The sequence below is a fragment of the Pseudoduganella sp. S-14 genome (assembly GCF_049913285.1).
Lineage (GTDB): Bacteria > Pseudomonadota > Gammaproteobacteria > Burkholderiales > Burkholderiaceae_D > Rugamonas.
In genome coordinates this window covers 1,162,627-1,188,866 of the sequence record NZ_CP183991.1, presented here as the reverse complement: position 1 = coordinate 1,188,866, position 26,240 = coordinate 1,162,627, and the positions used below count along the sequence as shown (strand labels likewise).

The 26,240-nt window shown below is 61.9% G+C and carries 22 protein-coding genes; 10 read left to right on the top strand and 12 right to left on the bottom strand.

Annotated features, from left to right (window positions below):
- Positions 1-7 precede the first annotated feature (7 nt).
- Positions 8-1,618, top strand: a complete 1,611-nt coding sequence (locus ACN9MZ_RS05490; RefSeq protein WP_426341240.1) for a methyl-accepting chemotaxis protein — start codon at positions 8-10, stop codon at positions 1,616-1,618.
- A 207-nt stretch (positions 1,619-1,825) separates the two neighbouring features.
- Positions 1,826-2,194, top strand: coding sequence for a VOC family protein (locus ACN9MZ_RS05485; protein ID WP_426341239.1), 369 nt, complete (start codon positions 1,826-1,828; stop codon positions 2,192-2,194).
- A gap of 33 nt (positions 2,195-2,227) precedes the next feature.
- Here the strand turns inward: ACN9MZ_RS05485 and ACN9MZ_RS05480 are convergent, their stop codons facing one another.
- The 6 genes from ACN9MZ_RS05480 to ACN9MZ_RS05455 all read right to left on the bottom strand — a co-directional run bounded on the left by ACN9MZ_RS05480 (position 2,228) and on the right by ACN9MZ_RS05455 (position 8,342).
- Positions 2,228-2,839 carry a DUF1579 domain-containing protein gene (locus tag ACN9MZ_RS05480; RefSeq protein WP_426341238.1) on the bottom strand — a complete coding sequence of 204 codons (612 nt, stop codon included), beginning with the start codon at positions 2,837-2,839 and terminating at the stop codon, positions 2,228-2,230.
- Between the two features lie 62 nt (positions 2,840-2,901).
- Complete coding sequence (locus tag ACN9MZ_RS05475; RefSeq protein WP_426341237.1) at positions 2,902-3,081, bottom strand: hypothetical protein; 180 nt, start codon at positions 3,079-3,081, stop codon at positions 2,902-2,904.
- A gap of 89 nt (positions 3,082-3,170) precedes the next feature.
- The gene (locus tag ACN9MZ_RS05470; RefSeq protein ID WP_426341236.1) at positions 3,171-3,902 is read right to left on the bottom strand and encodes a MerR family transcriptional regulator; all 732 of its coding nucleotides are present in this window, start codon (positions 3,900-3,902) and stop codon (positions 3,171-3,173) included.
- A 46-nt stretch (positions 3,903-3,948) separates the two neighbouring features.
- A complete protein-coding gene (locus ACN9MZ_RS05465; protein WP_426341235.1) occupies positions 3,949-4,785 on the bottom strand; it encodes a GNAT family N-acetyltransferase in 837 nt (278 codons plus the stop codon).
- 1 nt (position 4,786) lies between these two features.
- On the bottom strand, positions 4,787-5,710 hold the full coding sequence (locus ACN9MZ_RS05460; protein WP_426341234.1) for a histone methylation protein DOT1-like protein: 924 nt from the start codon (positions 5,708-5,710) through the stop codon (positions 4,787-4,789).
- 85 nt (positions 5,711-5,795) lie between these two features.
- The gene (locus tag ACN9MZ_RS05455; protein WP_426341233.1) at positions 5,796-8,342 is read right to left on the bottom strand and encodes a TonB-dependent receptor plug domain-containing protein; all 2,547 of its coding nucleotides are present in this window, start codon (positions 8,340-8,342) and stop codon (positions 5,796-5,798) included.
- A gap of 404 nt (positions 8,343-8,746) precedes the next feature.
- Between ACN9MZ_RS05455 and ACN9MZ_RS05450 the strand changes: the two genes are divergently transcribed.
- The 7 genes from ACN9MZ_RS05450 to ACN9MZ_RS05420 are packed head-to-tail and all read left to right on the top strand — an operon-like array spanning position 8,747 to position 16,184.
- Positions 8,747-9,292, top strand: coding sequence for a hypothetical protein (locus ACN9MZ_RS05450; RefSeq protein WP_426341232.1), 546 nt, complete (start codon positions 8,747-8,749; stop codon positions 9,290-9,292).
- 38 nt (positions 9,293-9,330) lie between these two features.
- Positions 9,331-10,023: an RDD family protein gene (locus ACN9MZ_RS05445; RefSeq protein ID WP_426341231.1), complete on the top strand. Its 693-nt coding sequence runs from the start codon at positions 9,331-9,333 to the stop codon at positions 10,021-10,023.
- Positions 10,020-10,988 (top strand): stage II sporulation protein M, encoded by a 969-nt coding sequence (locus ACN9MZ_RS05440; protein WP_426341230.1) that lies wholly within the window; start codon positions 10,020-10,022, stop codon positions 10,986-10,988. The genes ACN9MZ_RS05445 and ACN9MZ_RS05440 overlap by 4 nt, the downstream gene beginning before the upstream one ends.
- A complete protein-coding gene (locus ACN9MZ_RS05435) occupies positions 10,975-12,561 on the top strand; it encodes a hypothetical protein (protein ID WP_426341229.1) in 1,587 nt (528 codons plus the stop codon). The genes ACN9MZ_RS05440 and ACN9MZ_RS05435 overlap by 14 nt, the downstream gene beginning before the upstream one ends.
- Entirely contained in the window at positions 12,558-13,886 is a 1,329-nt protein-coding gene (locus ACN9MZ_RS05430; RefSeq protein ID WP_426341228.1) for a DUF4350 domain-containing protein, read from the top strand. Before ACN9MZ_RS05435 ends, ACN9MZ_RS05430 begins: the two co-directional genes overlap by 4 nt.
- Positions 13,876-14,880 carry an AAA family ATPase gene (locus tag ACN9MZ_RS05425; RefSeq protein WP_426341227.1) on the top strand — a complete coding sequence of 335 codons (1,005 nt, stop codon included), beginning with the start codon at positions 13,876-13,878 and terminating at the stop codon, positions 14,878-14,880. The genes ACN9MZ_RS05430 and ACN9MZ_RS05425 overlap by 11 nt, the downstream gene beginning before the upstream one ends.
- A complete protein-coding gene (locus tag ACN9MZ_RS05420) occupies positions 14,880-16,184 on the top strand; it encodes a DUF58 domain-containing protein (RefSeq protein ID WP_426341226.1) in 1,305 nt (434 codons plus the stop codon). Before ACN9MZ_RS05425 ends, ACN9MZ_RS05420 begins: the two co-directional genes overlap by 1 nt.
- Here ACN9MZ_RS05420 and ACN9MZ_RS05415 read toward each other — a convergent pair.
- From ACN9MZ_RS05415 to ACN9MZ_RS05395, 5 genes are all read right to left on the bottom strand, one after another.
- Entirely contained in the window at positions 16,162-16,662 is a 501-nt protein-coding gene (locus ACN9MZ_RS05415) for a DUF805 domain-containing protein (protein ID WP_426341225.1), read from the bottom strand. The genes ACN9MZ_RS05420 and ACN9MZ_RS05415 overlap by 23 nt on opposite strands.
- 3 nt (positions 16,663-16,665) lie before the next feature.
- Positions 16,666-17,226, bottom strand: a complete 561-nt coding sequence (locus ACN9MZ_RS05410; protein WP_426336954.1) for a DUF805 domain-containing protein — start codon at positions 17,224-17,226, stop codon at positions 16,666-16,668.
- Between the two features lie 600 nt (positions 17,227-17,826).
- Positions 17,827-18,132, bottom strand: coding sequence for a hypothetical protein (locus tag ACN9MZ_RS05405; protein WP_426341224.1), 306 nt, complete (start codon positions 18,130-18,132; stop codon positions 17,827-17,829).
- An 8-nt stretch (positions 18,133-18,140) separates the two neighbouring features.
- Entirely contained in the window at positions 18,141-23,171 is a 5,031-nt protein-coding gene (locus ACN9MZ_RS05400; protein ID WP_426341223.1) for an RHS repeat-associated core domain-containing protein, read from the bottom strand.
- Between the two features lie 30 nt (positions 23,172-23,201).
- A complete protein-coding gene (locus ACN9MZ_RS05395) occupies positions 23,202-24,836 on the bottom strand; it encodes a DUF2169 family type VI secretion system accessory protein (protein WP_426341222.1) in 1,635 nt (544 codons plus the stop codon).
- On the opposite strand from ACN9MZ_RS05395, the gene ACN9MZ_RS05390 reads away from it, so the two are divergent.
- Positions 24,835-25,989 carry a TIGR04552 family protein gene (locus ACN9MZ_RS05390; RefSeq protein WP_426341221.1) on the top strand — a complete coding sequence of 385 codons (1,155 nt, stop codon included), beginning with the start codon at positions 24,835-24,837 and terminating at the stop codon, positions 25,987-25,989. The genes ACN9MZ_RS05395 and ACN9MZ_RS05390 overlap by 2 nt on opposite strands.
- On the opposite strand, the gene ACN9MZ_RS05385 is transcribed toward ACN9MZ_RS05390, so the two are convergent.
- Complete coding sequence (locus tag ACN9MZ_RS05385) at positions 25,986-26,234, bottom strand: DUF1059 domain-containing protein (RefSeq protein ID WP_426168303.1); 249 nt, start codon at positions 26,232-26,234, stop codon at positions 25,986-25,988. The genes ACN9MZ_RS05390 and ACN9MZ_RS05385 overlap by 4 nt on opposite strands.
- Positions 26,235-26,240 lie beyond the last annotated feature (6 nt).

The following is a 26,240-nucleotide window of genomic DNA, read 5'->3' as shown; positions in this document are numbered from 1 at the left end:
ACAAACCATGAACTTCACGCAGTCGATGAGCATTGCCAAGAAACTCGCAGTGCTGAATGCCGGCGCCATCCTCGGCATCATCATCCTTACCGCCATCTTCCTCATTTCCGAACGCACCCTCATCCTTGAGGAAAGAACCAGCAATGTGCGACAGGCTGTCGAAACAGCCTACGGTGTACTCGACTACTACCAGAAGCAGGAAGCCAGCGGCGCCCTGCCGCGCGCGGAAGCGCAGAAGAAGGCGATGGACGCGATCAAGGTGTTGCGATATGGCAACAACGAATATTTCTGGCTGAACGACATGCAGCCGAAAATGATCATGCACCCGATCAAGCCTGAGCTCGACAACAAAGACCTCAGCAGCAACAAGGACCCGACCGGCAAATTCCTGTTTGTCGAATTCGTCAACATGGTCAAGAAGGCAGGTGCCGGCCCAGTCGATTACATGTGGCCGAAGCCGGGCAGCGACAAGCCGGTGCAGAAGGTTTCCTACGTCAAGGGCTTCGAGCCCTGGGGCTGGATTCTCGGCTCCGGCGTCTACGTCGACACCGTCGACGCCACCGTGCGCGGACGCGCTGTCACCTTCGCCGCAGGCGCAGTGGTGCTGGCCGCCGTGCTGCTCGGCATCGGCGTGTTCATCGCACGCGGCATGCTGCGCCAGCTGGGCGGCGAACCCGATTACGCTTCCTCGATCGCCCGCAGCATCGCCGGCGGCGACCTGACCGTGCCGATCGACGTCAAGCGCGATGACAACAGCAGCATGGTCAATGCGCTGAAGGGCATGCGCGACGACCTGGCGCGCATCGTCAGCTCGGTGCGCAACGCAACCGATACCATCGCCACCGCTTCAAGCGAGATCGCCGCCGGCAACAGCGACCTGTCGGCGCGCACCGAAAGCCAGGCAAGCTCGCTGGAAGAAACCGCGGCGTCGATGGAAGAACTGACTTCAACCGTGCGCCAGAACGCAGACAATGCGCGTACCGCCAACGAGCTGGCGGCCAATGCCTCGGAGGTGGCGCAGAAAGGCGGCGCTGTGGTGTCGCAAGTGGTCGAGACCATGGCCTCGATCGACAGTTCTTCACGCAAGATCGTCGACATCATCAGCGTGATCGATGGCATTGCGTTCCAGACCAATATCCTGGCGCTGAATGCGGCGGTGGAAGCGGCGCGTGCCGGCGAACAGGGCCGCGGCTTCGCGGTCGTGGCCTCGGAAGTGCGCAACCTGGCACAGCGCAGTGCAGCGGCGGCCAAGGAGATCAAGGACCTGATCGGCGCCTCTGTTGAAACGGTCGGCGTCGGCAATTCCCTGGTGGCGCAGGCCGGCAGCACCATGCAGGAAGTGGTGGAAAGCGTGCACCGTGTGCGCCAGGTCATCAACGAGATCAGCACCGCTTCCAACGAACAGAGCGCCGGCATCGCCCAGGTCAACGAAGCGATTTCGCAAATGGATGCGGTGACGCAGCAGAACGCCGCCCTGGTTGAACAGGCTGCCGCCGCTGCAGCCAGCATGCAGCAGCAATCGGCAGCACTGTTGCAGGCCGTTGGCGTGTTCCGCGTCGATGCCGCCGAAGCGTCCGCCGTACCTGGGCGGCGCACGCCGCGCCTTGGCCGCAGCTGATATCGTGCTATGATCCCGCCTGTCGAAAAAGGCAGGCCCGGTTCAAGGTAAGCCCGGTCCCTCTCCTCCCCGGAGAGCTCTGCTCCATGTGCAGTCTTGCATGAGAACCCACGACGATCCCGGCGCACGTGCGTCTCGGGCTCGTCTGGGCGTGGCCGATCGATCTTCGCTGGCACTCCCGTTGGGCCCACCAACTATGGAGTTCACATGCAATTGAATCATCTCGACCTGTCCGTGCCCGACGTGGCTGCGGCTTCCGCTTTCCTGTCCCGCCATTTCGGCTTCACCCTGCTGCAAACCAAAGGCAACCATGGCATGGCCGTGCTGGCCGGCGACGGCGGCGTGGTACTCGTGCTGACCCGCTACCAGGAGCCCAGCTATCCCAAGACTTTCCACATCGGCTTCCTCGTCGGCGATGCAGCGGCCGTCAGCGCCAAGCATGCGGAGCTGGAAGCCGCGGGCGTGAACGGGCTGTCACCGTTGCAGGAGATGCGCGGCGGCCCGGGCTTCTATTGCGCCACTGATTGGGGAATCTTGCTGGAGGTTGCGCACCGCGCGCCACTGCGCGTGGCGTAGCGCCGGTGCGCCGGCCCCTCGCGGGGCCTTTTCTTACTTGACGCGGGTATAGCTCATCTCCATCCACTTCATGTCCTTGCCGTTCGGGCCGGGTCCCCACATTTCCAGCTTGTGGTTATCGTTGTCGGAGATGGCCACGCTCATCGTGTAAGGCACCTCCTTGCCGCTCATGGGGTCGGACATCATGCCCTTGTACTTGATGGTATTGCCGTTCATGCTGCCATGCGACAGGGTCATGCCGGTGCTGCCGGAATCGATCCAGCTGCCGAAATACTTCTTCGTCACGTTGTCATAGCCCTGGATGCCCATTCCGTCGAAAGGCTGACCCATGAACTTGCCTTGGTAGTTTTCCTGCAGGTAGCGGTTACCCATGATCCACTTGCGTTCTGTGGAGCCTTCAGTTTCCTCCGGAGGTTTGGATGGGTCCATCCACATTTTCGACTTGACCGCGAACTTGCCGGCCAGTGCATCAAGCTTCTTGTGTGCTTCGCCAGGCATGGCGGCTTTATTCATCGCCTCCATCGCCGCCTTTTCATCAGGCGGCGCGGCGGCCTTTTTCTTTTCAGGTGCAGCGCTGAGGGCAGCGCCGGCCAGGGTGAATCCCGCAACAACAACCAGGTACTGCGCGACACGACGGAGCTTCATGGCTTCCTCCTTATCCAGCAGGGTTGTGGAAGGGCCATTCTCCGCGCCGCCAGGCAGCCCTGTCAACCGCGCCGCTCCGTTTTGCGCAACTTGCGCCGCAAACGCAGGTTATCCGCCACGGCCGACATCAATGCAAGCGTCATTAACGCGACTACCGCGTCGGCATCCAGGTAGTGCCAGAACGCCCACGCTCCGAACGCGCAGGCAATGGCTGATATCAAAAGCAAGAGCTGATCTTTCATCACAGAATCCCCGCAGCCGGTAGCGTCGCACATAAGCGAGAGTAGCGCCGCACACGGCGGCGCGTTTTGCGGTTGGGCAAGTGTTGTGTTCAGGCGGCGTAAATGCTCACGGCTTCGACCATGAAAGGCGCGAGGTCTGGATGGATTTTGTCGAAGTTCACGCGAAAGCGTGCGTCGTCGCGGTAGGTGGCCGCCAGGTTCGGCAGGTGCGCGCGCTCGGCGGGCCAGAAGTGACGCATGTGCTCATGCCAGCGCGCCACCAGGGCCTGCACTGCATCGCTGCTGGCGCCTTGCGGCATGGCGACCGCCACCTCGGCGTAGATGGCGTTGCCTTCATCGATCAGGTCTTGCTGCTTGCCGTCGCCGTAGCCCTGCCATTGCCGGGCCGCGTCCTGCACGACTTCCTTGCCGTATTTCTGTTCCGCTTCCTGCTGGTGCCTGTCGTGCTTGTCACGCAGGCCGTCGAAGAGCTGTACTGGTTTCATGCCGTGTTTTCCTTTCAGGTGGAGGATGGTCTTGTCCACCGTGGAAATCAGTCCTTGCAACTCATGCAGCCGGCCAGCCAGTGCCTGCTTGTGGCTTTGCAGCGCCGCCAGTACGTCGAACCCAGGTTGCGACATGATGTCGCAGATGGCGGCCAGCGGCACGTCCATCTCCCGGTAGAACAGGACTTGCTGCAGCCGCAGCAAGTCCGCTTCGTTGTAATAGCGGTAGCCGTTGTCGCCAATGCGCGATGGCTTGAGCAGGCCGATGCTGTCGTAGTAGCGCAGCGTACGGCCGGTGACGCCGGTGATGTCGGAGAGCTGTTTTACGGTGAACATGCAGCCATCCTCAAGGTTGACGCGACGTCATGGTCAAGCACTTTTTTCATCCCAGTTCAAAACTTGTTATGCCGTACTGCTGCGCCAGCGGCAATCCAGGGTCTTCGCCAGTGTACATGCGCGCCGTTTCAAAGCAGGCATGCATGCCGTGCCGCTCCGCCAGCGCCACGGCTGCGGCATTCGGCTCCGGGACGTCAAGGAATACCGGTTCTCCGGCCGGCACGCGGCCACGCAGCGCCTGCATCAATTCCTCGGCCACTTCCGGCGCGCCTGCGCACAGCGGGCCGATCTTGAAGCCGGCACGGCACGGCCGCAGCACGGCGTAGCCAAGCAGCGCACCGCCAGTATCGCGTACGCCGAACGCCACGCTGCCCTCCTGCCGCAACCAGCAGCGCATGAATTGCTCACGGTCGGCGGGAAAGAAAACGCGATCATACGCCAGCACATCGCCCACATCGTGCGGTCCCAGCGGCAGCACGCGATCGGCAGCGGGAACGTCGCTGCCCCGGCCTTCATAGCGCACATTGCGGTGCGCCAGCCTGAAACCGGAACGCGCGTAGTTGGCCTGCTGGGCCGGCACGCCGTCCAGTCCCACGTTGCGCCCTTCGAGCCGCGCCATGCCCGCGCGCCAAAGCGACATGCCATGGCCTTTGCCACGAAACTCCGGACGCACGATATAGCCACCGATAAAACCAAAGCCGGCGCCGTAGCGCACTGCGAAGATGCTGGCTACCGGCTCGCCATCGATCGTACCGAGCAGGAAGCCGCCCGGGTCGGCGGCATAAAAACTGCCTGCATCCTGCAGTCCGGGATTCCATCCCTCGGCTGCGGCCCAATCGAGCACCATTTCCAGCTCGGGCAGGGTCATCGCACGAATATCCATATCAGGCTCCATCCTCCGCATCGTAAGCCGCAAACGCGGCCCGCACTGCATATTCCCATGCAGCGCTATCCTGTTCGTACAGGAAGTTGGCCGCCGCCGGCGTCGCCGCTTCCAGCGCGCTGCGCCGTCGATACAGGAACACCGTCGTCCATGCCACGCTGGGCGGCGCGAATTGCTTCACCAGTTCGAAGGCCGGGTGCGGCATCGGAAACGTGACCGTCGTTACCAGGGCCCCTTCCGGCAACTCCCGCGCCAGCTTGCCGGCGAGCCGGTCCATCATTGGCGCGAAACAGGTGCTGTAGATATAGACCATGCTCGCGTCCGAGACATCGGCTTCAAACATGTCCTGGTGCAGCAGCCGGACGCGGGCCGCAACCCTGGCCGCCGCCGCGGGATCTTCCGCCACGCCGGCCGCCAGCATCTGCGCCAGCCGCACCTGCGCCATGTCATTGCGGTAGCCCAGCAGCTCGACGCCAGTGCAGCGCATGCCCGGCAAGGCCAGCGCCGCACTCAGGACGACCTTGCCAAGGCCGCTGCCAAGGTCGATGAAGTGGCCGCGCAGTGGCAGCCACGGCGCCACTGCTTCGAAATAGTTGTCGAGTTCCTGCTGCGTGAATTCGCCGTAAATCAGGCGGCCATCGTCGGCCAGCCATTGCGCCAGGTCCGCGTCGGAGACCTCGGCCAGCTCGCGCGAAGGTGCTCGCTCCGGCAGCATGCCGTGCTGCTGGATGCCCGCCGGTACGCAGCCTGCAATCAGGCGCCGATGCGGCTTCAGGCGCGCGATCAGGGTTTCGCGCAGCTCCTTCTTGCGGAACGCTTCGCGCACCGCCAGCCCGATTTCGACGTAACGGGCAAGCACAGCATCGTCAATAACCGGCCTTACGTGCTGCGCGCCGCTTGTGATTGCCCGCCGCATCGAAAGCATGGTTTCCCCCTCACCGTGTGATTATCCACTTTACAATAAAAAAACCGCCCCAGGGGGGCGGTTTTCGCAGCAAGCGGATAGCGGCTTAGAAGCGGTAGTTCAGCGATGCGGCATAGGTGCGGCCAAGCTGGCTGAAATGCGAACCGTCGTAGGTCACCATGTCGTAGCGGCCATTGAACGTGATCAGGTTGCGCTGGATGGCTTTGGCGTTCGGATCGTTGATGATCTTCTGGCCTTCGGCGTTCAGGGCCTTGAACTCCCACTCAGGCGTGGTGTTGAACACGTTGTTGACGTTGAACGACACGGTCACATTCGGCATCAGGTTGTAGTTGAGGGCAAAGTCGGTGACGTTCTTGGTTTTGAACTTGGTTTCCAGGTTGCTGTCCAGGCCAGCCTGGCGGAAACGGGTCGGGCCGAACACGGTGTTGTTGACCGACAGGTTCAGCTTCTTGTAATCCCAGTCGGCGCCGAGGATGGTCTTGAACTTCGGACGCGAAGTGAACATCAGCGCTTCCTGGGTCGCATCGAGAACGGACTGCCCGGCGTTTGCCACGATCGTAGGATTCTTGACCGCGCCGTCACGCTCGTTCTTGTGCGTGTAGTTGCCGGACAGGTTCAGGGTCAGCTTGCCGTCTGCCAGCGGGATGTTCTTGCGCGACAGCACGTAATCCAGCCCCTCGGTCCGGGTCTTCACTGCGTTGACGAAGAAGCTGACGGAAACGATGCCGTTTGCCGCCAGGATCTGGTCCAGCTGCTGGGCAGGATCGCCGGTCGGCACGATTTCCTTGCCCAGCACGATGCGGTCCTTCACCTTGATGTTGTAGTAGTCCAGAGTGGCACTGGTGTTTTCATCCGGTTTCAGACCCAGGCCCAGCGTGATGTTGTCGGACTTCTCGGCCTTCAGCTTTGGCACGCCCAGCGCAGCGGCTTGCGCCGACACGTTGTTCACCAGGCCAGACACCTGGATGCCGCCGCCAGGCACGAAGGAGTATTGCGCCTTCTGCGTGTAGATCTGCGCCAGCGACGGCGCACGGAAGCCCTTCGAGGCCGAAGCGCGCAGCGTCACCCAATCGTTTGCCTTGTAGCGGGTAGACAGCTTCCACACGAACGCGGAACCAAAGTCGGTATATTTTTCCCAGCGGCCAGTACCATCAACCAGCAGGTCCTTGTTGATATCCCAGGTCGAGCCAGCATACACGCCATAGTTGGAGCGCGACGACGGGAAAGAGTTGTCCGGATGGTTGCCTGCGAAGGAGTCCGCCCCGCTGCCCTGCCACGATGCGCGCTCGCCCGCCTTCACCTCGAACTTCTCGTGGCGCAGTTCAGTACCGGCGTAGAAGTTGACGGTATCGGTCAGCTGCCGGGAGATGTCGCCGTTGAACACATAGTGCTGGAACTCCACGCCGCCAGCATAGAAGTGGGTCGGTGAGTGCTCGGTGCTGGTACCGGCCAGGACGGCGTCCTCCATGCTGCGGTTGACGGAGTGATCGACGTCGTACTTCTGCTTGTTGCCGCCGTAGGTCAGGCTGAAGTCTGCATTCCAGCCGGCCAGGTCCATCTTCACGCCGCCGGTGGCATTGTAGTCGTCCAGCGTACCGTCGAAGGTCGGTTGATAGCCCTCGTACGGGGTTCCTGCAGGATGCAACAAGCCGTAATCGGTCGGGCGCCAGTAAGGAGTACGGTAGTTCGCGAAGGAGTTGATCTTCTTGTTCACATACGCCGCGTTGGCATAGATCGCGACGCCTTCGCCGATATCGTAGCGGGTATTGAACAGGCCCTTGTAGGCCTTGGTCTTCGGCGAGCCGTTGATGTTGCGCGCATCAGGATATTTCGACAGGAAGGCCTGCACTTCCGACAGCGGCGCGCCGAAGTCGCTCGATTCGCCGGCTGCGCTTACCGCGCCGGAGCGGCTGGACAGGTTCACGCGCGACGCATCGATCGTGTAGTTGAAGAAGCCGCGGTCGCCGCCCAGCGCGAAGCCCTGGTTGACGCTCAGGCCGCCCATGCCGCCATCGTGTTCGTGGGTGATGCCGGCACGCGCCGTGACGGAGCCGCCTTCGGCATTGTCCTTCAGGATGATGTTGACCACGCCGGCAATCGCGTCGGAGCCGTATTGCGCCGAGGCGCCATCGCGCAGCACTTCGATGCGCTTGATCGCATCGGCAGGGATGGCGGAAATGTCGGAGCCGGATTCGCCCCGCCCTGGCGAGGTCTGGGTGTAGACCAGCGAGCTCATATTCTTGCGCTTGCCGTTGATCAGGATCAGCACGCGGCTCGGGCCCATGTTACGGATTTCGTAAGGGTCCAGCAGCGAGGTCGCGTCATTGACCGGGGTCTGTACGGTGTTGAAGGAAGGGACGCGGAACTGCATCGACTTGTCGAGCGAGACCTGGCCAGTCTTGGTCAGCTCGCGCGAGCTCAGCACGTCAACCGGTACCGGGGTATCCACCATGGTGCGCTGCGAGCCGCGGCTACCGGTCGAAACAATGACCACTTTCTGGACCTCGTCGGTGGTGCTGTCGGCAGCCTGCTGCGCCTGGATAGGGGCAGCATCCTGGGCGTGGGCTTGGCCCAGCAGCACAAACGGGCTGGCGGACAACATTAATGCTGCAATCGGAAAATGTTTATTCATGTATTTCTCTCTTCCATACAGATTTTAAAAAAACTAGGGAAGAATTTATATGCAACATTTTCATCCGTCTATTATTTCCGGTTTTACATGCACAAATACAACATGTATGGATCTTTTTTATGAAGTCGCCTGGAACATAAAAACGCCGTGATAATCTTCATGGCATGAGCTACAAAAGCCTCTGCGTGCTGCTGGCGCTGCTGACCGGCATGGCTGCCCATGCCGCGAAAGGCCCGCCGCTGCGCCTTTGCTACGAAGATGTCGACCAAAGGCCATGGAGCACGCCCGATGGAAAAGGCTTGAATTTTGAGTTATTAAAGCGAGTTGAATTACTCCTGAATGAACAATTTATTTATTCACCGAAACCTTGGAAGCGTTGCCTAAATGAATTAAAACTTGGCCAGGTGGATGCAGTAGTCGGTGCAGCGGATGCCATTGACCGCCGCGCATGGTCGCGCATTCCCCAATTACCCGACGGGCGCGAAGATCCTGGCCGGGCATTATTCGAAGACGCTGCCCTGGTCTTCTTGCGCGTAGGCGGCAATGCAAGCTGGGACGGCCACGAATTGCTGGCGCCCGGCAAGGTTGTCATCGTGCAGACCGGCTACCTGGTGGGTCAGCAGTTGCGCGAACGCGGCTATATTCCGCACGACACCGTGAAGTCGGCTGCCGACGCCCTGCGCATGCTGACCACAGGCAGCTTCGACGTGGCCATCCTGCAGGGACGGGAAGCGAGCAAGCTGGTGCACGAAGATCCCCGTTTCAGGGGCAAAGTCCAGCAGGCCGAGTTGCCCTACTCCACCGTCAACCTGTACCTGATGGTGGGGCGCGGCGTCTACCAGCGCGATCCGCAACGGGTCGAGGCCATCTGGCAAGCCATCGGCAGCGTGCGCCAGGCGCGCGATTACCGGCAAATCGAAGAGGCGGCGGGCATAAAACATTTCCATTAATATTTCCAAGGAGGAAATTTTATGGTTAAATAAATGGCATGAATTCCCTTCTCGACGGACGCCTGTCCCTGACCACCCCCGAAGGCGTGCGTTTGCTGCTTGTTCCTGCCGGTCCGGTGGCACGCGGCTACGCATGGGCCATCGACTTCGTCGCCTGGGGCATGGGGGCCAGCTTCCTCATCTCGATTCTGGGCGCGGTCATCCCTTCCGAAAAACTGTTAAACGGCGTGACGGCGATCGTGTTCTTCCTTGCCTACTGGGCCTACCCGGTGTTGTGCGAGGTATACGCCGGCGGCCGCACGCTGGGCAAGCACATCGTCGGCCTGCAGGTGCTGCGCGCCAATGGCCTGCCGGTGCGCTGGCGCGAGTCGGTGCTGCGCAACCTGCTGATGGTGGCCGACTTCCTGCCGCTGCTGTATGCCGCCGGCCTGCTGGCCATGCTGTGCGACCGCCATTTCCGCCGCCTGGGCGACATCGTGGCAGGCACCCAGGTGGTGTACCGCGACAAGCCGCCCAAGCGCGTTGCAGTGCCCGATGCGGCACCGCTGCCGCTGCCCTTTCCGCTGACGCCGGAGCAGCAGCGCGCGCTGGCCGACCTGTTTGCCCGCGAAAGCCGGCTGCCGCACGCGCGCATGCTGGAACTGGCCGATATCGCTGAGCCGCTGACCGGCCGCGACGGCGACGCTTCGCTGGAACGCTTGCGCGGCATGGCCGCAGGATTGGTCCGATGAAGCAAGCGCAGTTTGAGGCAACTTACGGTCCCCTGTGGAGCGAGATCGATACCCTGCTGGCCAAGCGCGCCGAAGGCCGCGAAGCCCTGCCCGAACAATATCGCCGCCTGTGCCAATGCCTGGCCCTGGCCGGCCAGCGCGGCTACTCGCCGCAGCTGGTGTCCTACCTGCACGGACTGGTGGCGCGCTGCCACCACGCCCTGTACGGGGTGGCGGCCGAACGCCCGACCGTCCTGCTGCAATGGCTGCGCGCCGACCTGCCGCGTCGCGTGCGCGCCGAATGGAAGCTGCTGCTGCTCGTGCTGTTTTGCCTGCTCGGGCCGGCCATCGCCATCGGCGCGCTGGTATGGCACGACTCGCACAACGCCTTCATGTTCGCCTCGCCGGACGAACTGACGCGCATGCACCAGATGTACGCCCCCTCCAGCATGAAAACTGGCCGCGGCGGCAGCGAAGGCGATCTGCAGATGTTCGGCCACTACATCTGGAACAATGTCTCGATCGGCTTCCGTACGTTCGCCAGCGGCATCTTCGGCGGCGTGCCCGCCTTGCTGAGCGTCCTGTTCAACGGCATGAAAATGGGCGTGGTGGCTGCCTGGCTCAGCCTCGATCCGGCCACCCGCAGTAATTTCTGGTCCTTCGTGGTGACCCACTCCAGCTTTGAACTGACAGGCCTGGTGCTGTCCGGCGTGGCCGGCGTGCGCCTTGGCATGGCGCTGGTCAAGCCGGGCCGCCTGAGCCGCCTGAGCCGCCGCCGCGCCCTGCAGGAAGCCAGCGTCCAGATGTATCCGGTGGTGGCGGGCGCTGCCCTGCTCACCGTGCTGGCAGCCTTCTTCGAGGCCTTCTGGTCGGCCAGCGCCTTTGCCCCGGCCGTCAAATACGGCGTCGGCGCAGTGTGCTGGGCCCTGGTTTTCCTGTTCTTCGGTTTCGCCGGCCGCGAGAAAGGCGTGCATGCAACTCGATAAGCTGCGCCTTGATTTGCGCCCGCGCAGCAATGCGCAAGGCCTGGACCTTGGTTTCGCCCTGCTGCATGCCGGCGGCGCCGACGTATGGCGCGCCTGGCTGGCCCTGTGGCTGCCACTGTCAGCGCTGGCCGTGCTGATCAGCTGGTACTACCCTGACCTGGCCCTGGGCTGGCTGCTGCCATGGTGGCTGCGTCCACTGCTGGAACGCGCGCCGCTGCACGTGCTGGCACGCCAGGTCTTCGGCCAACAAGCCAGCTGGCGCGATGCCCTGCGCGCCTGGCCGCGCGAACTGGGCGGCGGCTGGTTCCGCATGCTGACCTGGTGGCGCCCCTTCATGGCCGGGCGCGGCCTGCACCAGCCGGTATGGGTGCTGGAACGCGCCCGCGGCAAGGTCGCCACCGCGCGCCGCGCCACCATCGCCCGCAATGGCACCGGCGGCGCCGCCCTGATGTTCGGCAGCACCTGCGCTACCTTCGAATTCGTGCTGATGATGGGCGTGCTGGCCCTGATCGGCCTCTTCATGCCGGGCGAGTCGCCCAATCCCTTCGCCCTGTTCGGCTTGACCGACCAGGGCTCCCTGCAGGCAGCCCTGGGCACGGCGGCATGGTGCCTGGCCTGTGCCATCATCGGCCCGGTCTACACGGCCTGCACGTTTACCCTGTACCTGAATCGCCGCGCCACGCTGGAAGCCTGGGATATCGAAATCGTGCTGCGCCAGCTGCGTCCTCCGGCACGGCCGGCCGCAGCGCGCCACGTCGCCAGCGTGCTGATGGCAGCCCCGCTGCTGGCCATGGCCTTGCTCGGCATGCCGCCGCCGGTGCAGGCAGCCGCGCCGGCCGCCAGCGCGCCGCCCGTAGTCCCAGCATGCGAGCCGCCCGACGGCCTCAGGAAACAGGACAGCGGCCGCGGGCCCGACCGGTCGCCGCAACAAGCCGCAGTGCGGCGCCAGCTCGACGAGGTTTTCGCGCACGAAGACTTGCGCGGCTATCGCTGCGGCGAACAATGGGAGCTGCGCGTTCCGCCGGAAAAGGAACAGATAAAGCCGAAGGCCCCGCCGCTGGTGCCGCGCTGGCTGGCCGCCATCCTGGCCGGCGTGTTCAAGTTTGCCCTGATCGCCGGTGCGATTGCCCTGGTGTCCTGGCTTCTGTGGCGCTATGCCGCGCCGCTGCGCTTCAGCCTTGCGGCAGCGCCCGAGCCCAGGCTGGCCACGGAGGTGGGCGGCCTCGATATCCGAGAAGAGAGCCTGCCGGCCGATGTGGCCGGCGCCGTGCGCGCCTTGTGGCAGCAAGGCCAGCAGCGTGCCGCGCTGGCGCTGCTGTACCGCGCCACGCTGTCGCGCCTGGTCAGCCGCCAGTCACTCAAACTGCACCACGGCGCGACGGAAGGCGAATGCCTGGCGCAGGCGCGCAGCGCCAACGCCGCCGGCACGCTCGATAGCGCCAGCCTGGCACTGGCCGACCAGGCCACTGCGCTATGGCTGAACGCGGCCTATGGCGCGCGCTGGCCAGCCGCTGAAACGGTGACGGCGCTGTGCTCCCGCTGGCAAGCACACTTCGACCGCGAGGCAGCATGAAGCGGAGCTATTCGATCATCATTGCCATCGTTGCCGTACTGCTGGCCGGCGCTGGCTACGAGTTATGGCACCTGTACTTCCACAAAGTGTGGCGCGGCCAGCACCACATCTCCGAAGCGCAGGCAAAGAACCCGATGCTGGCGGCCACGCGGCTGCTGGAAGCGCGCGGCCACAAGGTGCGGGTGGAGCCCGTGCTCAGCTACCAGCTGCTGAACCAGTTGCCGGACGGCGTCATGCTGCTGTCGCGCTATGCACGCCCGCCGGACGAACGCCAGGCTAGGCTGCTGCTGGACTGGGTCCGCCGCGGCAACACCCTGATCATGACCCCGGACTGGGTCGACGACACCGACGCCGGCGAGGCCGGCCCGGATGGCGCCCCCGATCAGTCGACCGACCCTTTGGGCAAGCACTTTGGCGTGGCAATGTCGGGCCGCACCCGCATGGACGACACTTGCCGCATCGATCCGCTGGAGGCCAGCCGCCGCGAGAGGCGTGCGGCCGCCAAGGCCGGGCAACAAGGCGCCGAGGACGAGGAAGACGAGGAAAGCGAGACAGGCGAAGAAGAAACGGCGGCAGCGAAAGAGCCCGCCGGCCCGCCGCGCCTGGTGTGCCTCAACGCGCCGGGCGCCGCCAACACCATCGAGCTGGCGCGCCCTTCCGATACCCTGCAACGCATCGAAGGCAAGGGCCCGAAACCGCTGTGGGGCGACACCTACGAGCTGGCCGTACTGGTGTACGGCGAAGGTCGCGGCAAGGTCGCCATGGTGGCGGTCGATGCCGCCGACAGCTATTTCGACAACGACGCGCTGCGCCAGTTCGACCACGGCGAGCTGCTGCTTTTGCTGGCCGGGCAGAGCGGTCCCCATGCGGCGGTAATGCTGGTGCAGCACAACGAGCCGGTGGGCTGGGCGGCCTGGCTGTGGCAGCACGCCCGCCTGGTCGTGCTGGGCCTGGCCGCCCTGCTGCTGCTGTGGGTCTGGAGCGCCTCGCGCCGCTTCGGCCCCATGCTGCCGGAAGCGGCCGGCGCGCGCCGCGCCCTGATCGAACATATTGAAGCCAGCGGCCGCTGGCTGTGGCGCCTGCCGCAAGGGCGCGCCCTGCTGCTGCAGGCCGTGCGCAAGAGTACCGAGAAGCACGTGTTGCGGCGCCTGCCGGAACTGCATGCCCTGGGGCCTGCCGAACGCGCGCGCCGCCTTGCGCGCCTGGCCAAGCTGCCGGAAGCGCAAGTGAGCGATGCCCTGCTTGGCGCCCCGGCCAGCCGCGCTGCCGACTTCACACGACAAATTTCAATACTCCAACAATTGCGAGCCCATCATGAGCGATAGCATGTCCGCCTCCACCAACAACGCCATTCCGGCCGACCGCCTGGCACAGGCGATCGACATCGTGCAACGCCTGCGCGAGGAAATCGGCCGCGCCATCGTCGGCCAGCACACGGTGGTCGAACAGGTGCTGGCCTGCTGCCTGGCCGGCGGCCACGTGCTGCTGGAAGGCGTGCCGGGCCTGGGCAAGACCTTGCTGGTCAAGGCCTTGGCCAAGACCTTTGCCGGCGAATTCTCGCGCATCCAGTTCACGCCCGACCTGATGCCGGCAGATGTGATGGGCCATGCCGTCTTCGACCAGCGCCAGCAGACCTTCAGCATCCGCAAAGGGCCGGTCTTCACCCACCTGCTGCTGGCCGACGAAATCAACCGCGCGCCAGCCAAAACCCAGTCCGCCCTGCTGGAAGCCATGCAGGAACGGCAGGTCACCATCGAAGGCGAAGCGCACACGCTGGACGCGCCCTTCATGGTACTGGCCACCCAGAACCCGCTGGAAAGCGAAGGCACCTACCCGCTGCCGGAAGCCCAGCTTGACCGCTTCCTGATCAAGGCGCGCATCGCCTATCCAGGCGAGCAGGAAGAAACCGCGATGCTGCTGGCGGTGACCCAGGACCGCGTCGGCGACGCGCTCGAAGTGGCGCAGGTGCGCACCCTGATCAAGCCGGAGATCCTGGTCGCACTGCAGCAGCTGGTGGCCCGCATCCGCGTCGACGAGGCAGTCGCCAACTACGCTGTGCGCATGGTGCGCGCAACGCGCCAGTGGCCGGGCGTGGCGGTCGGCGCCGGCCCGCGCGGCAGCATTGCCCTGGTCCGCCTGGCGCGCGCCATGGCCCTGATGGCGGGTCGCGATTACGCCACCCCTGACGACATCAAGCAGGCCAGCCTGCCAGTTCTGCGCCACCGCATCGCGCTGTCGCCGGAAAGCGAGCTCGATGGCCTGGGCGCCGACGACGTGCTGGCTGCGCTGATCGATTCCGTCGCCGCCCCGCGCAACTGATGAAGCCAACCCGCCGCATGTTCCTGGCCCTGATGGGCCTGACCGCGCTCGGCGTGCCGGCCAGCGTCTGGCCGCTGTTGCAGGCGCCATGGCAAGTGCTGGGCGGCGCCCTGCTGCTGGCCGCCGGCGCCGACGCCTTGCTGGCGCGGCGCCGCCCTGCCCTGCGCGCGGAACGCAGCATGGCAGGCGTCTTGCCGGTCGGCGCCTGGCACGATGTGCGCCTGACCCTGCACAACGAAGGCAAGGCCGCGCTGCAGCTTGACGTGTTCGACGATTACCCCGCAGCCTGGGAACTGGAAGGCATGCCGCATGCGACACGCCTGGCGCCCGGCGCGTTGTCCACCCTCACCTACCGCGTGCGCCCGCTGGACCGCGGCGACGGCGAATTCGGCACGCCATGGCTGCGCGTGGCCGGGCCGCTCGGCCTGTGGCAGGCCACGCACCGCATCGGGCCGCAACAAACCACCAAGGTGTTTCCCGACGTGGCGCGCCTGCTGGGCCAGGCGCTGCGCGCCACCGACCGCCAGGCGCCGACCGCCGGCTCGCTGGTCAAGCGCCAGCGCGGCGAAGGCACCGATTTCCGCCAGCTGCGCGAATACCGGCGCGGCGACAGCCTGCGCTCGATCGACTGGAAAGCCACCGCGCGCCACCGCAAGCCGATCAGCCGCGAATACCAGCTCGAACGCGACCAGCAGGTGGTGTTCCTGCTCGATACCGGCCGCCGCATGCTGGCGCGCGACGACGACACCAGCCATTTCGACCACGCACTGTATGCCGTACTGACCCTGGCTTTCGTGGCGGGCAAGCAGGGCGACGCGGTGGGGCTGATGAGTTTTGGCGTCGACCATCGCTGGCTGGCGCCGGCCAAGGGCCGCATTGGCCTGGACCGCATGCTGGCCGGGGTCTACGACCTGCAGCCAGGCGAAGCCGCGCCCGACTACCTGCGCGCCGCCAACGACTTGCTGAACCGCCTGAACCGGCGCGCCTTCGTGGTGCTGGTGACCAATGTGCGCGATGAAGACGACGTGGCGCTGCGCCAGGCGGTCGACCTGCTGTCCTCGCGCCACCTGGTGCTGTGCGCCAGCCTGCGCGAGCGCGCGCTGGACGCCGCCAGCGTGGCGCCGGTGCAGGATTTCGACGACGCCCTGCGGCTGGCGGCCAGCGAGCATTACCTGCAGCAGCGCCAGGAAGCGATCCGCCGCCTCGGCCTGCGCTCAGGCCACCTGGTCGACGTCGCGCCGGAGCAACTGGCCGGCGCCCTGCTGAACCGCTACCTCGATATCAAAGAAAGCGGAGCGCTGTAAAGGCCAGCGACAAGGCGCAACCGAGCGCCACGCCAAGCTTCACGCCCAGATCGGCCGGCGCCGGCACCGCGCCGAAACGGTTGGCCTCCGGTGTACCGGGTGCGATGAGCAGGTAGATCAGGAAGATGATCTGCAAGAAGGGGAACAACAGCAACAGCGCCCACCAGCTGCTGACATCGAAATCGTGCAGCCGCCGACGGGTCGCCAGCACGATCGCCAGCAGGAAAACCAGTGGGACTGAAAAACTCAAGGCATCGTGGAGCCCGGATTGCAGGGGAATGTATTGTTGCACCCACGCTGTGCCGAAGGCCGTGCCTAAGGCGAGGGCGTACAAGAGCGCAACAGGAGCGCCCAGCATGCAGTACGCCACAAAACGCCAGCGCCCGATGCGGCTATTCCAGGAAAACAGCCGCGCCTCGCCGACAGGGGCAAACGGCAGCTCCAGCCCTGCCTGGGGCGCGGCGTAAGGGTTATGCATGCATTACTGGCTGTCTTGCATCTGCGCGGCGCGCGCCTTGGCGGAGTAATCGCTGTAAGCAGGAATCGCAATCGCAGCCATCATACCGACGATCATGATGATCGGCAGAATCCACGCCAGGATGATCACGCCAGTCGTGTTCGGTGCTGGCGCAGGGCCGTATTCGTTTGCGCCCTCATCGCCCGAGCCGAACAACAGCCACAGGCCAAAGATGATATTGACCAGCGGGACAATCATCAGCAGGCCCATCCAGCCGGACTTGCCCAGGTCATGCAGGCGGCGGCGCACCTGGCTCAGGATGGCGACCAGGTACAGGGCGTAGCCCAGCAGGCCGCCAATTGCGCCCGCCGCTCCGGCACCATTGGCGCTGGAACCAGTCAGTGCTCCCAGCCCCGCCAACAGGAACACAATCGGCATCATCAACAGGCCGGCACCGAAACCGTATGCAAGGTAACGCACACGGCCAATGCGGCCACTGAGGGAAAAGAACTTCGGCATGTAGGTCTCGTCGCTGTTGAGGCGTTCGACCAGCGGCGCTTGCGGCATCGAATATGGATTACTCACGGTTGCTCCTAAAGGGGTATTGAATCGTTATTAGAGTTACTACCGAGAAAATTTTACATTACTTTTTTACTAATGGGATCTTGAATTTTGGCCGATCTGGCGTGAGGCAAGGATAAACAATGTAGTCCCAAGGTGGGTACGTGGCGGACCTGAGCCTTTTGATGCTCATTTTTTCGTCGGGACCCCGTCCATCGTTGGAATTAAGTTTCCGGCTAATCAACTGGCGGCGGGGGCCGCGTCAGCGGCCTTAGCGTTTAAATGCTCATCAGCTAGTGCAGATATCTCTGGCGTACGGGGCCAAGTGATCGACCGCCCCATAGATCCCCCTCTGTGCGTCGCTGTCGTACATCTCCCCGCAACTAGTCATCGCGCCCCACATATCCAGGAATATCTCGGCCAGATTCTTGGAGATGGAGTTTTGGCCTTCCAGGCGAGGCTTGATTTGCTTTACCAGTTCAAGCAGCTCCTCGAGCAGGAAATTGTCACACAAAAGACCGCCTGATCAAATAATATCCCCAGAATTGGACAATCTCAGAGCGTATGAGTCGGCGAACGCGGATAACGTGCCGCCACCTTTTAACACGGCGAGGCTTACATTTATTATTCCATCATCGGCGGAAACTCAATAAGATTCTTCTCGTACATTCGATCGAGGTCGCTAATTCCAGAATCGTCATAGATCAGATACTGCTCGACTTCACTTCGCAACAAGTGCTTTATACTCGCAAGCTTATTGCCCACATCATTCTTGACAAAGAAATCAAATAGCAACTCTGAAATTTCCTGTTTTGTCAAATTCTTTTCTCCCATACTCGTTCCGAGCCGAAATAGGTTTACGTCAATCCAATTCAAGTTAACCAAAGAATTTAATATGACATCCTTATGTATTTCTACCAAATTTTCCATGTAATCACCTAATTTTGAATAGTAATAGTCGGCTTGCGAAGAGTAATCGGACCTTTTACGGTGGCCTCTTTGGATCCATATAAAGGGTTTGCCTTCCACTCAATTTTATCTTCACAAACATCTGTTTCAACATAAGCCTTGCCTCGCTCAATAGGAATTCTATATTTATCGGCAACTTTTTGCGCGCTCAACGGCTTACTTGATGCAAGTTCAAGATATACGCGGTTGTGTTCCCCTGGCTGAATAACACCGTTAGTTATAATGGCTTTTGCTCTACTAACCCCAGTGTAATGTCTGACCCGTACGAAATTCTTGCAGGGGCTCGTCTCTGCGCTATTGGGATTACCTTCTTTCCTTTCCGGCGCGGACTTCTTATTTTTCCTTTGCAGCCCTAATGGATCTATCCATCCGGTAGGATTCGGCCCGTATTGATATTGATTTTCGCCGCCCAATAATCCAATAGGATCTTGAGAAACAAATCGCCCCGTAACTGGATCAAAGTAACGGTGCCGTGTGTAGTACAGTCCCGTTTCCTGATCATAATACTGCCCTTGAAACCTCAGCGGCTGCAAGACGTCAGTAGCATAGTATTGAAGTATCTCGCCCCAAACACGATAACGTGCCGACCAATAGATCTTTCCATTCTCGTCCAACAATTGAAGCGGAGTACCAAGGTGGTCACACTGGTAGTAGAGGATAATATCCTTTGAAGCGTCATTGCAGGCCAGGTGCTGTCGGCGCTCCCAATCATTTTGCTGACAGCTCGCCCTGGCTGCCTCCAAGTGACATTGACGTGCTTTTACGTGTTCGTCCAAGTCGTCCTTGATGCCGTGTAATTCCCAGTTCCTAATATGCCGCAGGTGAGTTCCGCTCGGCATGTAGGTGGCAGCCCCCTCGCCTGACTCGACACTGGCCAGCGGCACGAAGCTATCCGGCTCGTACAAATACGTTACCGTCCTATCAGCATTGACTTCCTGTACTAACCTGTCCCCGTCCCAAACGAAGATTGTTATTGAGTCGGTAAGGGCGACGTCGACTTGCGGGACGGGTTGTGCGGCTTCCCAGTGTTGCGAGGTCAACTGCTTGGCAATGCGCCTTCCAAATGCATCGTAGCTGTAGCGTGCAATTTGCCGAGAATTGGCAAAAGTACGAGTTGCAGTCGTCAGTCTGTTTTCTGTATCGTAGGAAAATTCAAGGACGCCTTCGTCGTTGGCACTTGCTGCCACGCGCAAGCGCTTGCTGATGGTGTTCCCCTGCACATCGTATTCATACACATACCCCATGTATTGTCGCAGCAGGTTATGCGTGACTTTGGCCAGCTTTGGCGGAATGGCCGCTATATTGGTTGGCTGCGCATCCAGTTCACGCAGGACCTTGCGGGTGTCGATTTGAACCGGATTCCCACTCGCATCTGGATCCAGTAAATTGCCGGCAGGATCGAAGGCAAACGTTTCCTTCAAGTCGCGTTGCGTTGCTGAGAGCAGCTGGCCTAGCGGATCATAGGTGTAGCGTGTACTGCCGCTTGAGAGGTCGTCGATTAGCGTCAGATTGCTCGCAGCGTCGTATTCGTAACGTCGCTCATGCAGGCGCTCAGCTCCTTTACTCAACGTGAAGGTGCGCAGGCGCGATTGCGGGTCGTAGCTTCGGCTCTCCGTCAGGCGTTCCCGTTCGCCCCCAAGCTGACGCGCAGTTTCTCGATGCAGCTGGTCGCGCTCCAAATCGACCAGTGATTTACCTTGCCATAACGTGCCATGCCAATGGCGAGAACCGTAGCGCAGCGTGTCGATACGGCGGCCGTTGGGCAGGATAGTCTGAATACGATTGCCCAGCTCATCGTAGGCATGGGTCATCGTAAAGGCCGCCACATACTCTCTTGGGGTGTCAGGTAGGCGTGGGGCGGCCAACGCATAAGCGACACGTTCATCAACCAATTGGCCTAACGCATCATACTCAAAGCGATTCTCGGCCTGCGGCGACGTCACCGCAATCAAACGGCCGAGCGCATCGTAGGCGTAGCGCACCGCGCCATCGGGGCTGCTTTTCGCCAGCAATTGGCCCAGCGCGTCGCGGGCAAAATCAGTCTGCACGCCATTGCAGGCAGTACCAATCAGCTGGCCCGCCTGGTTGTACGTGTAGGTCGTGGTCTTGCCATCGAATCCGGTTTCGCTGACCAGCCGGCTTTCGGCGTCATAAGCAAAGCGATATGACTCGCCATTACCATTGATTAGTTCGATCAAGCGGAGCGCCTTGTCGTAGACATAGCTTAGTGCCTGACCTTTTGCGTCGATGCGTTCGATTGGCTGGCCATGCCCATTGTAGCGATAGCGCGTGACCTGGCCTTTGCCGTCCGTATAGGCAAGCAGTTGCCCTTCGGCGTCGTATTCAAATTGCTCTGTCGTTTGATCGGGGCGCGTTGCGGCTGCGAGCTGGCCGTGGGCATTGTAGACGTAATGGCTGGTATTGCCGACAGCGTCGATATGCTCGGCCAAGCGGCTATTCCGATCATAGTTGTAGCGCGTGGTAAAGCCGGAACAATCGGTGTACGCAGCCAGCCGACCGCCCTGGTCATATACAAGGCGCTTGGTGCCGCCGCGTGCATCTGTCAGCAGCGACATGCGACCGTGTGCATCGTAGGCATAGCCGGTGCTGTGACCCAATGCATCGATGCGTTCGACGATGCGCCCAGCCTCGTCATAACGGCTACGAGTGGTATGGCCCAGCGCATCGGTGACGGCGATGGGCTGGTTGTGACCATCATATTCGATATGGGTCGTATTGCCTTGGGCATCGGTGATCGACGTCAGGTTGCCAGCAAGGTCGTACTCGTATCGCGTGGCATTGTGTTCGGCATCGATTTCGGCCAGCAGCATGCCGTCACGGTCCCATTCCCGCCGTCCCAGTACGCGTGCATTGCCGTCAGGTCCAATGCGGAGCACGCATGTCGCAAGCCAGTTGGCGTTGAAACTGTATTCCAGTACACCGCCGTCAGCTTCAGTGACGCGGGTAGTGTCGGCATCAACATAGTCGATCTGTACTTCGCCATTTCCGTCGGACGTGTTGGTGCGTATGGCGCGCGCCTGATAGCTGTTGTTGAAGTTGATCGGATGGCGTTCAGCGAGTTGTGGGGCTCCGAGTAGGGAGCCAGCCCAGCGTTCACGCAGAAAGGCCAGGCTGACCCATTCCAGCCCGTGCGCGAACCCTGTGTAAGTGGTGTATAGCCTAAGCAGGTGATGTTGATAACTGTAGGTACGCGATTGGCCGACCAGGTCAGTTTGCTCTACCAGATCACAGCGCAGTGGGAATGTGGTGAGAGGATCGCTGGCGTCAATAAGGCTGGCTTCGTACCTGTAGCGAACGAGGCACTGGCGGCTGCCATCGACATCGACTCGTTCAACGCGGCCAATACGTGGCATTGCTACTGGCGCATCGTCAGCCACCTCTTCTGGCAGATAGCCGTCACGCAGCGCTTCGAGCATCAGTCCGTCGTCAGTGCGAATACGCAGCAGCGCTTCTCCTGGTTTGGCCTCATGGATGCGCTCGATCTGGATGCCGTTCCCGTCACGACCAGCGTGCCGGCCCAGATAGTACCGTTGGGCACGCACCGGGGCACGTGGCGCCAGCATTGCGTTGACGCCTTCGTAACCATGCGGCAGCCAGCCATCCGGTCCTGAGAGGTAGGTATCGTTCGCCCCATCGCGCCAAACCAGCGTGATCTGATTTTCGCTGTCGCGGCGCAAGGTAAAACCTTCGGCTCTGCTATCGTGCTCCTGGCCGATGGCGAGCATGGGCAAGCGCAGTGCACGCCCGCTGTCGTCATGATAGACAATGCCTTGGGCGCAAACTGAGATTGAGCTCGTGAAAGGCGTCGCCCAACGCGCGCCCAATACGCCCCAGTCTTCCGTTTCGGAACCGGATCGATACGTCCGGACCCACTCCAGGGGTGTCGGTCCTTCCAATACAAAGTCCGTTTGTTGCAGGATTTCTTCCCCAGTGCCAAAGTGCACAGGGCGTTTGCTTTTCACGGGTTTGCCGCCCGGCGCGCCATTTTTGGGGCAGCAGTCGGACGGTTTGTCCGCTTTTTCTCCCTTGGGCTTCTTGGTCTTCCCACCATCATGCCCTTCCTTGTCGCCTTTGCCACCATCCGCTTTCTTGGGTTCTGGCGGCGCTTTCTTGGGCGGTGTCGGGGTCTTGCCTGGTACGGCATTCTTCTTGGCTGTCAGTTTCTTGATCCAACCGCCGACGAAGGGCAGCTTTTTCAGAGCGAGGTTTTCCGCAGCGTTCCATGCCATATCGCCGGCCATGCCCATCACGTCAGGCGCCTTTCCGGTGAGGACGAAGTTGGCGGCATTATCAAGTGCAGTAGCCGTCGAATCAACGGCAAGCCCCGTAGCAGCCACGCCGCCGCCAACAGTAGCACCGGCTGCAGCGCCAGTCTCCATCACAGCCGCTGCCGGCAAGCCGACGCCGGTGGCGCCGACCGCAAGTCCAGCGCCGCCCAGCGCGGCGCCGCCCATGCCGATCTTGCCGCCGACATCCATTGCCTTGCCGCCGAACTGGTGCATCGGTTCGGAGTACTTATCCTTGTATTCCTGTGCAGCCTCTTTCAACGTCGGCAGTTCGACACCCAGAATTGTCAGCCGCGGACGCGGCGCTTGCACCTGGCGTTCGTGAATACGTCCGATCGTATTCTTGTCGTTCATGTAGATCAGGCGCGATTCCTGTATCGTCTGCGCGCCATTCGATCCCTTGGTCGAACTGAACTCCATTGGCTGCGCGCGCTTGAGGTAGGTCTGGCTCTTGATGCCACCCAAGGTGCCTCGTTCATCACCTGTGATGTTCGGGATGAAGCTCTTGTTGTGCAGCAGGACCGGTTCGCCCTGGGTCTTGACGTTTCTTGAGGCGTCGGCCGCGTCCTTGAATTCCCCCTTGATGTTGTAAGGGAGTACGACAACGCTGCTTCCCACTGGCGTCTTGCAGAAGTCCGGACTGAGGCTTACGCAGTAGAAGCGTTTCGATTTGGTGACTGTTTCGTGAGCCATGGCGATTCTTGTTGCGGGTTGTGTGGTGTATCAGGCGGCCAGGGGAGCGGGTCCAGGCTGGGCGGACGGCCATTCGTTCAGGCGTGCCAGCTGCTCGGGTTCGGTAGCGTGCATCAGGCGAACGTCCTCGAATTCTCCGTCGGCGACAATGGCAAGCCGCCACACCAATTCAAGCCGTTCGGCTTCCATATCGATCACGACAGTGTCGATCGCCAGCGGCAGGACCGCAATCCCTCCCGCCTCCGTTGCGCCCATGACAAACAGCGACTGCTGCGGCAAGGCGAAGGCCAGGTGACGGTTGCCCGCTTGGTCAAGCTGCGCCAGGGTCGATGAAGGATGCGACAAGTTGGTCAGCCGGAACTGCTCGCCGCCAACCAGGTGCGGACACTGCTGGTCATCCGGGGCACCATTCCAATAGCGGAAGTCGAAATCCTTGGGCAGAAGCGGTATCTCGTTTTCCTGCCAGTCGGACTTTTCTTCGACCGTACCGACCAGCGTGCGGCGGGGCAGCCACCCACGCCCCACATATCCCATGCCGGCAGTTTCCAGGTCGGTTTGTCCTTGGGCTACCTTCCAGAACAAGTCCGCACTGAACGGCCGCGCCGGATACTCAATGCAGGGCGCTGGCAGTTCGGAAGTCCGGGTCGCGTCCAGGTACCACTTCCTGCTGAAACCACAGCCTGCCGGGTTTTGCTGGCTGCTGTCGTGCGCGTCCGGGGCGCCAGGCGGCGTTGGATAATTGGCGGCCTGCCCATCTTTCAGGCGGTGCTTCTTTGGAATCCGTTTCGTCAGGCCACTGGCGCGCTCCACGCGGCACTCGCCGCCAAAAGCCGACTCGTAGCGCAGCGGGACAGCCGTTGCCGGCTCTGCGGATGTCAGTCGCCACGGCGCGGCACGCAGCAAGCCCCCCAGCCATCGAACAGGCGCGGCACGGCGACGCAGATAGCGCTTCCCCGTCACGTTCAAGGTCTTATCGACCAGGACCTTGCCGGCTAGGCGTGTTCGCTCCGCGATTTCCAACTGCCGCTGCCATTCCTCGAAAACAGCGGGCGACAAAGCCTGCATGGGATTGAGTGGGCGCGGCCGCTCGGGGGTCGGCGCCGGCGCATCAGGATGATTCAGCCGCAGCCCGACATGGAAATGCGGCACCTTAACGTTGGCTGGTGGATGGGCTTCGCCGATAACCACGACATCGCAGAGCGGTTTATACGGCGCCAGGTCGCTTTCTACCCGTACGCTCTTTTCCAGATCGTCATCATAGTGTTGGTCCTTGTCGTACAGCGGCAGCGGCTCATCGGTTGGAATGAGCCTGGCCATGCCAGCGGTTTCACCCGGCGCCATGCGGTATCCTGTTTTGGCGACGATCACGTGAAACGTAACGCCGTTCTGGTCGATGGTATCGAAATGCAGCGCGTCGAACTCGGTACGGTTATCAAATCGCAGACTGGGAATGGATGAAATCACAGTTATTTCAGGAGAATAATTTTCGGGCGACACTATATTATTAAAATAATAACACCGTTGTAAATGCGATTTTTCAATCGTGCGCAACCCGCCAGGCCACAGGGCCGATTTCGATACAACACCACGCTTGCGGCTTGCACCGGCGACTGCGATACTTTCCCTAAAGACTGGACGGTTGCACCATTTCACGAACGCCGCCATGCATCCCTCACTCAAGTGCCAGGGCAAGTTTTCCCTGAACTGGACCTACCTGAATGCCATCGCCTCCGGCGTGTCGGCCATCGACCTCGGTGGCCTGGCCCTGCGCAACCAGCATGACGCGCGCCAGTTCGTGCGTGAATACGGCTTCGACATCGACAACCCGCATGCGCGCGCAGTGATCGCCCGTGCCCACGCCGAAGCGCTGGATTTCATCTGCACCAGTTTCCTGGCCCCCGTGCAGGCCGCCCTCGTCCCGCTGGAAGTGAGAGCGCCGGAAGACCCGCTGGACTTGCTGGTATTCGCTTCCCTGCACGGCAATGAGCAAGTCGAGTTGCGCCGCATGTGGTCTTGTGCCGTGCTGAAGGTCATGCACGGCATTTTCTACATCGACAACAACCTCAAGCTGCGCTACTTCAACACCATTCGCCAGCAAGTGTTTGCGAGCCTGGACGCAGTGATCCGCGAAGAGGATGGCCAGTTCTACCTGAGCGATGGCGAAACCTGCCTGCCCTTGTTGCACTTTGACCGCAAGAACAACAAGAGCCGCGGCAGTATCCTGCTGAAGCTGCTGCAAAAGGCCGCCTACCTGGCAGCCGACATCTTCGACCACCTCGGCGTGCGGCTGGTGTTCAACACGCGCTTCGAATGCCTGCTCGCCCTGCGCACGCTGCAGCGCGCCCACCTGATATCGGTCACCAATGTCGACTCCCAGCGCACCCGCAACACCCTGCTCGACATGGAAGCGGCAAAGGAAGTGTTCACCCAGTACCGCTGCCTGCTGGAAGCGGCCGACGGCTACCCGGCTGAATTACTGGAGAAGATGGATGCGGAGCTGATGGCGATCTCGTCGCCGCAAACGCGGGCCGACAACCCGCACAGCGGCGCCGGCTTCAACAGCATCCAGGTCACGGTCCGCAAGATGATCCACCTGCCGCCGGACGACCCGGCAAGCGGCGGCCCCGACTACGACGTCGGCTTTTTCTTCGAGTACGAGATCCAGTTGATGGACAAGGCCAGCCATGGCCGCACGCTGGAAGGCCCAGCCAGCCATGACGCCTACAAGAAACGCCAAGTAGAGACAGCGCGCCTGCGCGTGCTCGGGCGCGACCTGCTGCGCTACCTGGAAACCCGGCCCTCGGTGCAAGCCGCCTAGTGCGGCCTGACGCCTTCCGGGGCGCCTGTCGTGGCGCCGGGCGGCATCGCATGTTCCGGCGGCATGCCTTCATGGATCATGCCGCGGATGGCGCTGCGCAGTTCAGGACTATCCGCATGCTTGTGGACCGAGACGGCGTGCTGGACGGCCACTTCCAGCAGCTCGTCTTCGTTGTCTGCCGATATCGCGACGCTGCATTGCGCATCGCTGGGGAATTCGCGGCAGTCGATATATTTGCGGGTCATGGCGAC

Bases quoted from the DNA above. Each gene is read 5' to 3' on its own strand.
- ACN9MZ_RS05385 (WP_426168303.1), bottom strand. From the start codon at position 26,234: ATGACCCGCAAATATATCGACTGCCGCGAATTCCCCAGCGATGCGCAA.
- ACN9MZ_RS05455 (WP_426341233.1), bottom strand. From the start codon at position 8,342: ATGAATAAACATTTTCCGATTGCAGCATTAATGTTGTCCGCCAGCCCG.
- ACN9MZ_RS05415 (WP_426341225.1), bottom strand. From the start codon at position 16,662: ATGCATAACCCTTACGCCGCGCCCCAGGCAGGGCTGGAGCTGCCGTTT.
- ACN9MZ_RS05440 (WP_426341230.1), top strand. From the start codon at position 10,020: ATGAAGCAAGCGCAGTTTGAGGCAACTTACGGTCCCCTGTGGAGCGAG.
- ACN9MZ_RS05465 (WP_426341235.1), bottom strand. From the start codon at position 4,785: ATGGATATTCGTGCGATGACCCTGCCCGAGCTGGAAATGGTGCTCGAT.
- ACN9MZ_RS05405 (WP_426341224.1), bottom strand. From the start codon at position 18,132: ATGGAAAATTTGGTAGAAATACATAAGGATGTCATATTAAATTCTTTG.
- ACN9MZ_RS05485 (WP_426341239.1), top strand. From the start codon at position 1,826: ATGCAATTGAATCATCTCGACCTGTCCGTGCCCGACGTGGCTGCGGCT.
- ACN9MZ_RS05460 (WP_426341234.1), bottom strand. From the start codon at position 5,710: ATGCTTTCGATGCGGCGGGCAATCACAAGCGGCGCGCAGCACGTAAGG.
- ACN9MZ_RS05490 (WP_426341240.1), top strand. From the start codon at position 8: ATGAACTTCACGCAGTCGATGAGCATTGCCAAGAAACTCGCAGTGCTG.
- ACN9MZ_RS05435 (WP_426341229.1), top strand. From the start codon at position 10,975: ATGCAACTCGATAAGCTGCGCCTTGATTTGCGCCCGCGCAGCAATGCG.
- ACN9MZ_RS05395 (WP_426341222.1), bottom strand. From the start codon at position 24,836: ATGGCGGCGTTCGTGAAATGGTGCAACCGTCCAGTCTTTAGGGAAAGT.
- ACN9MZ_RS05480 (WP_426341238.1), bottom strand. From the start codon at position 2,839: ATGAAGCTCCGTCGTGTCGCGCAGTACCTGGTTGTTGTTGCGGGATTC.
- ACN9MZ_RS05475 (WP_426341237.1), bottom strand. From the start codon at position 3,081: ATGAAAGATCAGCTCTTGCTTTTGATATCAGCCATTGCCTGCGCGTTC.
- ACN9MZ_RS05420 (WP_426341226.1), top strand. From the start codon at position 14,880: ATGAAGCCAACCCGCCGCATGTTCCTGGCCCTGATGGGCCTGACCGCG.
- ACN9MZ_RS05390 (WP_426341221.1), top strand. From the start codon at position 24,835: ATGCATCCCTCACTCAAGTGCCAGGGCAAGTTTTCCCTGAACTGGACC.
- ACN9MZ_RS05470 (WP_426341236.1), bottom strand. From the start codon at position 3,902: ATGTTCACCGTAAAACAGCTCTCCGACATCACCGGCGTCACCGGCCGT.
- ACN9MZ_RS05445 (WP_426341231.1), top strand. From the start codon at position 9,331: ATGAATTCCCTTCTCGACGGACGCCTGTCCCTGACCACCCCCGAAGGC.
- ACN9MZ_RS05430 (WP_426341228.1), top strand. From the start codon at position 12,558: ATGAAGCGGAGCTATTCGATCATCATTGCCATCGTTGCCGTACTGCTG.
- ACN9MZ_RS05425 (WP_426341227.1), top strand. From the start codon at position 13,876: ATGAGCGATAGCATGTCCGCCTCCACCAACAACGCCATTCCGGCCGAC.
- ACN9MZ_RS05400 (WP_426341223.1), bottom strand. From the start codon at position 23,171: ATGGCTCACGAAACAGTCACCAAATCGAAACGCTTCTACTGCGTAAGC.